Annotated in this window: 6 protein-coding genes; 2 read left to right on the forward strand and 4 right to left on the reverse strand. The window is 36.1% G+C overall.

Annotation, left to right across the window (positions count from 1 at the left end):
* Positions 1-792: 792 nt before the first annotated feature.
* From topA to NK356_RS12985, 4 genes are all read right to left on the reverse strand, one after another.
* Positions 793-3369: a type I DNA topoisomerase gene (gene topA, locus NK356_RS12970; protein ID WP_253317173.1), complete on the reverse strand. Its 2577-nt coding sequence runs from the start codon at positions 3367-3369 to the stop codon at positions 793-795.
* 275 nt (positions 3370-3644) lie between these two features.
* Positions 3645-7037 (reverse strand): T9SS type A sorting domain-containing protein, encoded by a 3393-nt coding sequence (locus NK356_RS12975; protein ID WP_253317174.1) that lies wholly within the window; start codon positions 7035-7037, stop codon positions 3645-3647.
* Between the two features lie 208 nt (positions 7038-7245).
* Positions 7246-8385, reverse strand: a complete 1140-nt coding sequence (locus NK356_RS12980) for an EpsG family protein (RefSeq protein ID WP_253317175.1) — start codon at positions 8383-8385, stop codon at positions 7246-7248.
* A gap of 1 nt (position 8386) precedes the next feature.
* Positions 8387-9394, reverse strand: a complete 1008-nt coding sequence (locus NK356_RS12985) for a hypothetical protein (RefSeq protein ID WP_253317176.1) — start codon at positions 9392-9394, stop codon at positions 8387-8389.
* Positions 9395-9644: 250 nt separating this feature from the next.
* On the opposite strand from NK356_RS12985, the gene NK356_RS12990 reads away from it, so the two are divergent.
* Both NK356_RS12990 and NK356_RS12995 read left to right on the forward strand, forming a co-directional pair.
* Entirely contained in the window at positions 9645-10664 is a 1020-nt protein-coding gene (locus tag NK356_RS12990; protein ID WP_253317177.1) for an MMPL family transporter, read from the forward strand.
* A 9-nt stretch (positions 10665-10673) separates the two neighbouring features.
* Complete coding sequence (locus NK356_RS12995) at positions 10674-13241, forward strand: 1-acyl-sn-glycerol-3-phosphate acyltransferase (protein WP_253317178.1); 2568 nt, start codon at positions 10674-10676, stop codon at positions 13239-13241.
* Positions 13242-13251: the final 10 nt, after the last annotated feature.

Below are 13251 nucleotides of genomic sequence, written 5' to 3' on the forward strand. Positions count from 1 at the left end.
TAGTCAATTTTCACTGAGATTATTTATAAAATAAAAAATCCGTCTCACAAGCTATGTGAGACGGACTTTTTATTCTAATTCGTGTACTAAATAATTAGCACTTTCCGAATGATTGACTGATAACTGTTATTCCAGCTATATTAATAGTAACTCTAACTCCTGTTGGAATTCCCCAAGTTGTACATATAGCCAAACAAGCCTGACCAGCTGTTCCGTTAGGAATACTTAATGGTATGCTGAAACAATATTTCCCAAAACCTAGGGGTAAATTGATGCAAACTTTGTTGTTTTCAACAGTAATGGAGATACACTCTGCTGTTACAAGTAGATAACCTGCGCTTGCTCTCGCAAGGCTTAGATCTGAATCTTTTCCTGATGAACGAAAGATTTGCCTGGCTGTCTTCGTTTGATCTTTTTGCTGCTTCTAATGCATTTGAGATAGCTTCTTCGCTAAAATTAAATTCTGCCATGATTTGATAGTTTTAGTTTTCTTACTCGTTTGGCTTTTCAGAATCCGCCTCGTTTTTAAAGTGGTTTCTGAGCTCCACCTTTTGTAATATTACGGTGTAAAGCTAGAGAATTAAAACACTGTGTATCATAGCTTTAGTACTGAAATTTCAATTTCCGTATTTATACTTAGAGCTTAGTAACCATCATCATCCACAAAGGTAACTCCCTAAATAGGGAAATTTATTTAACGTTTATCATGTGCAGTTTTATATTTTTTCAACTGATTATCAATGAAAAAAACACAGACTAAAATCTGTGCTTTTCTATTATTCTAAATATAATTTATTTTTTTGCTGCTGGTTTCTTAGCTACAGTTTTTTTCACTGTTGTAGCTGCCTTTTTAGTTGTGGCAACTTTTTTAGCTGCAGGTTTTTTCTTTTCTGCAAAAGCTTTAGGATCCTGATCTGTAATCCATTTTTTAACCTCATCTAAAGAAAGTTCTTTTAACTCCTCTGCTTCATATTTGGTATCGTCTGCTTTCTTAGGAATTTTGAACATTGCTTTTCCAAACTTGATGAAAGGTCCCCATCTTCCGTTTTCAATGGAGATTTTTTCTTTTTCCCACTGCTGGATATATCGGTTGGCTTCTTTTTCAAGCTTAGCATCAATCAGTTCGTTAATATCGCTTTGTGAAAGATTTTCAAAATCATATCTCTTTGGAACATTCACGAAAATATCTTTGTACTTGATAAACGGTCCGAATCTTCCTGATCCTTTGGTTACCGGCTCTCCTTTATAGGTAGCAATTGGAGCATCAGCAATCTTCTTTTCATTGATAATCTCCTCAGCACGTTTCTGATCTACAGAAAGCGGATCTTCCCCTTTTGGAATACTGATATATGTTTCTCCCCATTTCACATAAGGCCCAAATCTTCCCACTCCCACAGAAACTGGCTGTCCGTCAACTTCACTTAAGTCGAAAGGCAACTTAAACAGTTCCAGTGCTTCTTCGAAAGTAATGGTTGCAATATTCTGTCCTGTCATTAAGGAAGCAAAGATTGGTTTCTCTTCATCATCCGTTTCTCCAATCTGGATCATCGCTCCAAATCTTCCAATTCTTGCATGAACATTTTTACCAGTCTTTGGATCTACTCCTAATAGCCTGTCTCCTGTTGCACGGTCTGCATTTTCTTCTACATCTTCAATTCTCGGGTGGAATTTTGAGTAGAAATTCGTCATCATTTCTTTCCATTTCTGATCACCGCTCGCAATTTCGTCAAAACTTTCTTCTACTCTTGCTGTGAAACCGTAATCAAGGATTTCTCTGAAATTATCCGTTAAGAAATCATTGACTACTTCACCGATGTCTGTAGGAATGAATTTATTTTTATCCCCACCGAATTTCTCTTCAAGAACTACTTTTTTGATCTTATCTTTTGCTAAAGACATTTTGATCACTTCACGGGTATGTGGTTCAATTTCTCTTTTATCTACATACTCTCTGTTCTGAATCGTCTGAATTGTTGGAGCGTAAGTAGATGGTCTACCAATCCCTAATTCTTCAAGTTTTCTTACCAATCCGGCTTCCGTATATCTTGCACTTGGCCTTGTGAACTTTTCAGTAGCTGTAATGGTTTTATAGTTTAAAACTTCACCTACACTTACTTTCGGCAACAACTTATCGTTGTTTTCCTCATCATCCTCTTCTGCCTTTACAATTCCGTAAGCTTTCAGGAAACCATCAAATATAATAACTTCTCCCTGTGCTTCAAAATGATGCGGCAATGATGCATTTCCTATTTCAATCACTGTCTTTTCAATTTTGGCATTAGCCATCTGAGAAGCCAGTGTTCTTTTATAGATTAATTGATATAGTCTGTTTAATTGTGCATCAGCTACAGTTTTCACTCCAAAATCTGTAGGTCGGATCGCTTCGTGAGCTTCCTGTGCTGAAGCTGATTTTGTAGTATAGTTTCTTGGAGAAGAATATTCTGCTCCATATTCTGATATAATTTGTTTTTTGGCTCCTTCAATAGCTTCCTGGGAAAGGTTTACAGAGTCTGTTCTCATATAAGTAATAAACCCTTCTTCGTATAACCTCTGTGCGAGACGCATCGTATTGGTTACATTATAACCAAGTCTTGAGGAAGCTTCCTGCTGCAATGTAGAGGTTGTAAATGGTGCTGAAGCTGAACGGGTACCTGGCTTGGTTTCAACATTCAGAACTTTAAATTCTGTAGTTTTTGCCTGCTCCAGGAATTTCTCTGCCTCTTCTTCCTTTTCAAAGTCTTTTTTCAGCTTGGCAGCAATTTCCTGCTCTGTTTTATTTAAGAAGATTCCATCCAGTTTAAAGCTTGCTTTTGGTTTAAACTCACGGATCTCTTTTTCTCTCTCAACGATTAACCTAACTGCTACAGACTGTACTCTACCTGCAGACAGTCCCGGTTTTACTTTTTTCCATAAAACGGGAGACATTTCAAAACCTACAATTCTGTCCAGCACTCTTCTCGCCTGCTGTGCATTCACTAAGTTCTGATCAATGTCTCTTGGATTGTCGATTGCTTTTAGAATGGCATTTTTGGTAATCTCGTGGAAAACAATTCTTTTTCTGTTTTCAGGCTTCAGTTTCAATTCATCCGCAAGATGCCATGCAATAGCTTCTCCTTCGCGGTCCTCATCGGAAGCAAGCCATACCATATCAGCTTTCTTTACGGCAGCCTTCAATTCGGTTACCAATTTCTTTTTGTCTGCTGAAACTTCGTAATCAGGACTGAATGTGGCAAGGTCTATCCCCATTCCTTTTTTAGGAAGGTCACGGATATGTCCGAAACTGGATTTCACTTCAAAATCCTTTCCTAGATATTTCTGAATAGTTTTTGCTTTTGCCGGGGACTCTACGATTACTAAATTTTTCGACATTCTAACTAAAAATTTTTGCAAAAGTAAAGCTTTTTTATTATATACTTTTTGTTAAACGGGTTTAATTTAATAATCAATCCGCTTTACAGCATCTTTCAACACTCATTTTTTGGAGAAACAAACCCTTTGTAGTATAGGTTTTACACTGATATACAATTATCAACATTCATTGATATAGAATTTTTCATCAGCCATAATAGATGTAAGAAATATCCTGTCTTATAAAAAAGCAGAACAAGAAGCCTCATTCTGCTTTTAATCTCTTATTTTAAGATTTATTGTTTTATAATTTTCACAACCGCTTCGGAGTTGTTAATTCTTATGACATAAACCCCTGCACTTAAAGACGAAAGATCTGTCTGATTGTTGATAAACTGTCCGGATCTTACAAGTTGACCCAGAACATTAAAAATCTGAAAATTATATTCTTTATTTTCCGTGGCTCTGATGTAAAGAATACTCGAAAAAGGGCTCGGGTAGAGAGATATCATATTGTTGACCACCTTAGATTTCGCATTTTCTTTCATCAATGCAGGCCTATTAGATATAACCGAAAGTCCTGATGCGGGACCTTCTTCATTACCATTGGCATCATACTTTATTTTTACACATCGGCATCCTGTTCCGAAATACGGATCATTATTATCATGAAAGACCATTATTCTATTAGTTGTAGAGGCTGCATCAAATAACACATTAATAGATCTTCCAATGTAATTTGAATTTAAAGCTGCGGTCCATACTGCCGGATACTGAAAGTTGAGCACATTAAATGTTCCCTGTGCAGTCTGATTGGCTGTTACACTTCTGAATCCTCTTGAACCGGAATCAGGATAATTCCCTAGAGAATATGCTGAATTATTAAAAATATACCCCACTGTAGCATTGGCAGAGTTTCTCACTCTCGTTCCGGAATAATCTGTAGCAATACTGTATGATGTGGCTACATTTTTATCTTTTTTGTACCAGGGAGTCTGTCCAAAATCTGCTCCTGAAACCAGGGCTACACTTGTAAGATCCGGTACTCTCCATCCTTCAGGGCAAGGATCAAAAGGGGATTTCTTCCCTCCTCTTCCCCATCTGTCAGAAGCCAGATTAGGTTCCTGCGCCAACCAGTCTGTACCATTGGTATAATTGGGAGTTGTACTGTTGTAAGGAGCAAAAGTACTTGGAATCATATATACCAGAGGGTTCTTCACAGAATAGGATACTATTTTGGAGATTCTGTCTGCCGGTTTATCCGTTACCTGTACATTTGATGTTCCCGCATATGTGTCATAAGGCACAATATAGTTTCCTGAAAGATTATTATAATCCGACTGATTAAGTGTACTGTAAGCCACTGTTCCATTAGCAGCCACTGTTCCCAAAAACACATTATAAAAACTTCTGTTATCCGCATACTGGAATGCTGGAATAGGATCTTTCCTTCCCCATTGATAATGCAATCCTGTAGAAGCACGTATTTTCAGCAGCTCATCAGTTGTAGGTGCCTGAGGATTGGCAACATTGGGAAAAGCATCTGTTGCTCCAAGATTACGATCCATGAAAGTGGTCTGCAATACAGCATCAGCTTTATTAACATAGTTCACGTAATTTGTAACAGCTACCGGAGTTTCTGTAGTATAAGTAGAAGATCCTACCGGAGAATCCGTAACCCAGATATGCCAGCTCCAATATACCGGCGAAGATATACTTCCATTATGTAATGTTACAACAGCATTTCCACTTTCATTGGGTACAATTTCTACAGATATTTTAGAGTTACTGATCTCCTGCAATGACGAAGGTGAAGGATTTACTATTGAAATTCTACTGATAAGAGCTGTATTAGTTGTCCAGAGAACATTCGCTTTTAAATTATTAAAACTGGAAGTATTTAATATCTCAGTATTATCCAATAATTGACTTTGCACAGAGAATGCTTTACTGACTGGAATGTCAATGGTAGTAACCGTTGCGTTTTTAACAACCTGGTAAGTATTCGGATTATTGAAACCTACTTTGTATTCTGTAGCTGCAGGCAGATATTCTGTTGGAAAATCATAATCATTAATTGTATATAATGGATCTTTTATACATCTGCAGCCATTGGCATCCGAAGTATACATTCCGGACATAGGAAAATAGTAATAACGTCCTTTAATATTAGGATAATTAGCATCCGGAATATCTGGCTGTCCTTTATCCGGAATCATGGAAAGTCCTCTTACTGTAACAGCAGGAGAAGTATCGAACAATCGGGTTAAAGTTGCTGTCCACAATGCAATGTGATGCTGATCACTATATTGTCCTAAATGAGCTCCTCTGATAAGCTGTCCGTTTCCAGGAAAAATTCCCATATTATATCCACCGATAGCCGATAGATCAAAGCCAAGATTAGGATAAATTCTAAATCCCGTCATGAAGGCCGGAACTCCTGCATCAGTAGGCTTTATGATATGATATTTATTGGATTCAAAAACATTTTTTGCCATATTGGTTTTGACTCCAAAAGGCGAAAAGTCTATTCTGATATCATCTACATAAGAGGGAGAAGCCAGGTTGGCAACCAGCATTGAGGGGATACGCCATCCGTTAGGACACGGATCATAAGGAGATTTATCTCTATAAGGTTTCGTTTTATCATCAGTATTGTAGACGGTTTCAATTTTCCCCTGTGCATTATCAGACCACAGATTGAGTTCTGAAAGCCTGTTATTAGGTAAGGTCGTTGATTTACCAAACCAATTGACGGGAAGATTGAGATTATTGTTGTAGTAAGCCTGACCTGAGTTATCATCTTTATTCACATAAATAAGACTCAAAGGATTTTTTACAGAAAGTCTTATATTATTGGTAACCTCTGCAGCGGAAAGCAGAACAAACTTTCTGAGATCATCAATACTTACAGCATTGGTCATATTTTTAGCTCCTCTATGCCTCACTCTGCCTATAGATCCTGAAGCTTCATAGAAATCATTTCCCCTCGTTACTAAAGGTGGTATAGGATCTTTTCTTCCCCACTGATAAAGAAGCCCGATACTCTTATTCCAGTCTGATGCTGTGATAGAACTTGTGAGGGCTCCAAGATTTCTATCCATCCATTTCCAATCGGAATCCGGGATAACTTCTGTTGTCCCATCCGATTTCATTCTTTTGACATTGTTGAAACTTTTATAGGCAACGCCATTGGTAGGATCATCTGTTACCCAGATATGCCAGCTCCAATAAATCTCTCCATTTACTTTGAGAGCTACCACAGCATTCCCTTTTTTTGTCTTATTGACAGGGACTTTTATCTTAGCATCCTGACCGGTTCCTATTATTTCAAGGGCATAATTTACTCCGGATTTTATAAGCCCATGAACATCTTCCCACAAAACATCTGCTGTTACCGTTCCTGCAGGAATACCGCTTCCGTTAAGATATCCGCCTCCCTCCCACATCGCATAAGCCTTTTTTACAGGAACCAACAATCCTTCAGTGTTCTGATTGGGATCAAAGAGGTAACTGTTGGGTGCTTTTTTCCAGTCGGGAAGAAGTAATTGTGTCAATTCATTCAGTGGCCTTTTCAATGAGTCCTTACTCTCATTGAGCCATAGATTTCTGTTGATATTACCTTTGGAACTGACTCCAAATAATATCAGGCAGATGACTGCCGCTAATTTTCCAGCTAATCTTTTCATACCTTAGGTTTTAGTGTCATTAGCGGAATGCAATTTTTAAGCCTACTTCAATAAAAAGTGATTTATTTTATAAATAACAACATCATATTTAAATTACATTATTAATAATTTAACATAAAACCCAATAAACAAAACAAACTCTAATAAATTTCCACATAAAAAAAAGACAGCCTTAAGCTGCCTTCATTATATTTTAACTTTCAATATTCTATGGAAGAATATGATTTTGATAACGATCAATCGAGAATCGTCCGGCTTTGATATTATTAAACATAGAGAAGATAACAAAATTGAAGACGACCAGTGCAATGATAAAGGCGTAAATCATATTTTTAACCCTTCCGGAAACAACATACATTGCATTCGGAATAATGATATAGGAGAACCCAATAAATGCTCCTGCAAGTCTGGATGAGAAGATTGGGTTATTTCTAAAAATAAAATAAAGACATATCCCGATTACAGCATAGCTTCTATGGTATTCATAGTAGGGATAGAGTTCTTTCATCTTGTTATCAAAAACAAAAAGGAAGAAGGTAAGGATAGCCATCATGACCTCCGGGATTCCAATTCCCCCGTTAAGTCGCTGCACAGTTTCATCCATATATCCATTAAAACCCTCTACAAGCGTACTGTTAGAGGCCATACCGTCTAGGAAACCGCCAAAACTCCTATAGATTTCAAACGGAGATAAAAAGACAGAACCTACAATCATAATCAACATCACCGTTCTATTCAACGGAATGCGAGCCAGCCAATACATCGGCAGAAATAAATAACAAACACTGTGTATACCAGATCCTATGAATATAAAAAACAGGTAATGCCAGAGTTTTCGTTCTTTAATATACCGTATTGCAAAATAAACGATAAAAGTTCCCAGGTTTTGTCTGATCTGTCCACTTTCCCCGATAAAGAAGTTGGGAATAAACATGAAAAGAGTAAAAGTAAAAGGATAAAAAGTATTGTCTTCTGTATATTCTACTTTAAAGATCATTGCAAAAACAGCAATGACGAATGTTACCATATAAAAAGGTGCATCAAAAAAGTTGAGAAGAACTTTATTAATCAAAGTATACAGCCATTCCACATCCAGAGTTTCCGTCCCTTCCATATGGAGCATCTTCATAAAGATACTGTAATAGCTTTTGGTATCAGAGTAAATATAAATTCCTTTGTAACTTCCGTAATCCGGACCTACACTGTCTCTAAAACCAACAATAATAATAAAATAAACAGCAAGGAACCAGAACCACTTTTTATCGACCTTCTTTCCATATACTTCCTGAACACTGAAGAACAGCATATAGACGATTGCAATTATATAATATGGATGTAGTAAACTCATGCTAGATCTCTGATGTTTTTTTAAACTGATGATATGCTGTGATTATTCCAGTGAGAATTAAAGGTAAAAAAAGCCTCACTTCCCAGAAAAGTCCTACCAAAGTAATCATAAGAAGATAAGGAATGGAAAAGAAAAAATACTTTCCAAAAACACTTCTGTTTTCTTCTTCTGTACAAAGACCATATATAAAATAAATCACAATTAGTGCAAAGACCAATCCTGCAAGATTGAAAGGACTGGAAAAGTTCCTGTTAATATAAAACCCTTCCACAAAAGTAGTTTCATCCTGAACAAGCAGAGCTCTCAATCCCAGATAGGGAATCAGAAAAGCAACAACCAACGGTATAATTTTCCAGATTACCTTATAATTTCCTTTTTTCAACTCAGCTATATTGAAAAATACTGCTGCAAAAAAGGCAATATTCAGACAAGCCGTTTCTCTTACCAAAGTAGAGATTCCAATAAGACCAATGAGAATAAAAAAGAAAATATTTTTTTGAGTATCTAAATATTTCAGGGTTAAAAACACACCTGCCAAATAACAGAAGAGTGCAATGGTGTCACAATTTGTAGGTGCATACTGTGTGATTACAATAAAAAACACAGATAAGAGATGAATAATCCTCCTTGCCTTAAGATTCAGAAGAAGTCCTATTGATTTCATCCGGAAAATAGCATTCAAAATCAAAGAACACAAAACAAAGAACACACTGTTCATCAGGAAAAGCCCATGATAAAAAGGGGTTCCGTTTTTTGACAAAAAATCTTTGAAGAAAGAAAGAGGTCCGTTGATCAGATTGTACATCAAATCTGTCATCTGTACACTCAGATAATTGGGAATCACTCTGTAAGCATATACCGAGGAAAATAAAAAATCAGGGGTTGTCTCTGATGTTTTCAGTCTTGTATAGGAAGATTCAAATCCATAATAAGACATGGCAAACAACAGAAGCGGAAGTACTATTACAAATAGAAATCCGTTTATTTTTTCATCATTTCTTTTCAACATATCTAAAACAGATTCTTATTTTTTTAATAATAATGGTGGTTTAAAATACATTTTTTCAAAAGGGAACTTTTGCAAAAGTAGAATATTTTTTCATTCTTCCTAGAATATTTTATTGATTTTCAGTTAAAACTTATCACTAACTATTTTGAACTAATGCTTAAAAAATTAAATTTGCAGACTTGATTTAAATGCAATGCATCGCTTTTTTATATTTTTATATTATCTGATTTCCAAAAATAAAATCCTGTCTGTGTTTACAGCTTTAGGAATTGCCGCCTTATGCATGTTCTTTGCATCAAAGATCAATTTTGAGGAAGATATCAACCAGATCATTCCTAAAAATGAAAAATCTGATCTTACAGCAAAGGTTCTTAAGCAGCTTAATTTTTCGGATAAGATTATTGTTATTATAGAAAATAAATCCAGTGAAGACAGCTTCCAGCTTTCTGAAACAGCAGATACTTTTCTGAAAAAAATTGAGCCTTTACAGAAATACATCGGCTCTGTTCAGGGCAAAGTGAATGATAATGAAATCTCCGAAACCTTTGATTTTGTCAATCAGAATTTACCTTTATTCCTGAATGAAAATGATTATAAGGAAATTGATCAAAAGCTCCAGAAAGACAGTATTGCTAAACAGGTAGAGAATAATTACATCTCTCTGGTTTCTCCCACAAGCCTTGTCACTAAAGAGTTTATAAAAAAAGATCCTTTGGGGCTTACTTTTTTGGGGATCAAAAAATTAAATGCTTTAAACATCAGTAAAGACTTTAAACTTGAAGACAGCTATATTGTAACTAAAGATGGTAAGAACCTCTTGCTTTTCATTGATCCTAAAAACAAAAGCAACGATACGAAGGCTAATGAGGCATTTGTAGATCAGCTTAATTCCATCAAAGACGGCATCAACAAACAGTTCAAAGGAAAAACAGAGATCAGCTATTTCGGTTCTCCGGTGATTGCTGTGGCCAATGCGAAGCAGATCAAAAAAGATATTCAGAACACAGTGGTTATTTCCATGACGGTTCTTCTGGTTCTACTGATCTATTATTTCAGAAATATTTTTACTCCCATCATTGTTTTTTTACCGACAGTATTTTCTGTACTGCTTGCTTTATTGGTTCTTTATTTTATTAAAGATAAGATTTCGGCAATTTCACTAAGTGTGGGAGCTATTCTGATTGGAATTACCATTGATTATGCCCTGCATATTCTTACCCATTATAAGCACAATAATAATATTGAGGAGCTTTACAAAGAAATTACGTAGCCTATTATATTGAGTAGTGCAACAACAGCCGTTTCATTCTTATGTCTGGTTTTTGTTCGTTCTGAAGCACTGAAAGACTTAGGACTTTTTGCAGCCATTACCGTGATCCTGTCTTCAATCACAGCTTTAATTATCGTTCCTCAGCTTTACAAACCAAAAGAGAAGAGTGAACAGCCCAATACCAACTTTATTGACAAAATTGGATCTTATCCGTATGAGAAAAACAAACCTCTGATTATCGGATGTTCTATTATTATTCTTGCCTGTCTGTTTGGATTCAGGCATGTAGGTTTCAATGAAGATATTGGCGATCTGAATTATATTCCCAAAGAATTAAAAATCAGCGAAGCAAAACTGCAGAAACTTTCAGATATTACTTCAAAATCAATCTATACGATCTCTTATGGTGATTCTGAAGAACAGGCTTTAAGCAGAAATTCTGAACTGAGCAGCTTCCTTGAAAAAGAAAAGAAAGAAGGTAAAATTTTAAGCTATAACTCTATAGGAAGCGTTGTGCTTTCAGAAAAAGACCAACAGAAAAAAATTGAGGAATGGAATCGATTCTGGAATGACCAGAAGAAAAGTCAGACCATTTCCGAACTGGTCAGCAATGGGAATAAATTAGGTTTCAACAGTTCCGCTTTTGATGGCTTCAATGAAGTTTTGCATAAAAATTATTCCGCATTGAGTCTGAAAGATTATCAAAAAGTAAAAGCGCTTCAGATATCAGAATTCATGAGCAACGAAAATGGTTTCTACACGGTTTCCAATGTGGTAAAAGTAGATGAAAAAAAACGGGATACTTTCATCAGGGATATTGAGAAGAAGCATGATGCCATTGCCATTGACCGCCAGCAGATGAACGAAAATTTTCTGGGCCTGCTGAAGAGAGATTTTAATACGCTCATCAATTATTCACTTTTAGCTATTGTCCTGACGATTATCGTATTCTTCAGAAATTTTGAATTAACAATTCTCACCATGTTTCCGATTGTTTTAACGGGAGTGGTGACAGCCGGAATTCTTTATTTCTTAGGATTGGAATTAAATATTTTCAGTACTGTAGTGTGTACCCTGGTATTTGGAGTCGGAGATGATTTCAGTATTTTCCTGACGCAGGCGATGCAGAAAGAACACACCACAGGAAAGAATGAATTACCAACGTATAGAACATCTATTATTCTTGCCGTTTTCACCACAATACTTTCCATTGGATCATTAATCTTCGCTAAGCATCCTGCATTACACTCCTTAGCGTTAGTTGCCCTGATCGGAATGTTCTCAGTCATTATTATCACTTCTACTCTATATCCTTTCTGGTTCAGATTATTGATTACCAACCGGGCCAAAAAAGGACTTTCTCCGATTACTTTCAGGTTATTTCTGCGGGCAGTTTTCTCGTTTTTATATTATGGATTAGGCGGATTGGTATTTTCTGCTGTCGGAAGCTTATTTATTAAGAATTCAAAGGGAAGAACATTAGATATTATCAAATTAATTCTTGCTAAGTTTTTAACATCTGTACTCTATATTACTCCTTTTGTAAAGAAAAGAGTGATTAAAAATCTGTCCGAAGATTTCAGCAAACCTGCTGTCATTATTGCCAACCATACGTCTTTTCTGGATACACTGGCTATTGCAATGGCTACCCATAAAATTATTTATCTGGTGAATGACTGGGTATACGAGTCTCCTGTTTTTGGAAAACTGGTAAGAGCGTTAGGCTTTTATCCTGTTTCACAGGGAATCGAGAATGGAATGGACAAACTGAAAGAAAAAGTTGAGCAAGGATATTCACTGGTTGTTTTTCCGGAAGCAGAACGTTCTTACACCAATGATGTGAAAAGGTTTCATAAAGGAGCATTTTATCTTGCTGAGCAATTCGGATTGGATATTCTTCCACTTTACATCCACGGAAACTCTGAAGTATTACCGAAAGGAGACTTCATTATCTATGACGGAAGCATTACGGTAAAAGTGGGCAACAGAATCAGCAAAGACGACATGAGTTTTGGTAAAAACTATTCTGAGAGAACAAAGAAGATCAACGCTTATTTCAGAGAAGAATTCGCCAAACTGCGTGAAGAGATTGAGGATGAGAATTACTTTAAAAAGAAATTATTCCTGAGCTATCTGTATAAAGACAGTGAAATGGTAAAAGCAGTAAAAGAAGATTTTAATGCCAATAAATCAGTATATTTCGAACTGAACAAGCATATTTCAAATGATGCCAATATTCTTCATTTAGCTGATGATTTCGGGCAGAAGGATGCATTATTAACTTTATACCAGGCCAGCCGAAGAGTTTTTTCTCTGATTCAGAATGATGAAAAAAGAGCAACAGCAGCACACAGCTATCTGGTAAAAAGAAGAAAGATACAGTATATAAAAGACCTTTCTGAGGTAAACAAAAAGATTGATGTACTCCTGGTCTCCCATGATCGTTTTACATGGAATGATATTCAGGAGCTGCCGGAAACGATCATTTTTGTAAATACAAAAAGTGATTCTTTTGAAAGTGATAATTATGCACTAAAATTTAGTTCTGAATCATTAAAAGTATTTAAAACCAAATAATAAATATGAA

The sequence above is a fragment of the Chryseobacterium sp. S0630 genome (assembly GCF_024158915.1).
Lineage (GTDB): Bacteria > Bacteroidota > Bacteroidia > Flavobacteriales > Weeksellaceae > Chryseobacterium.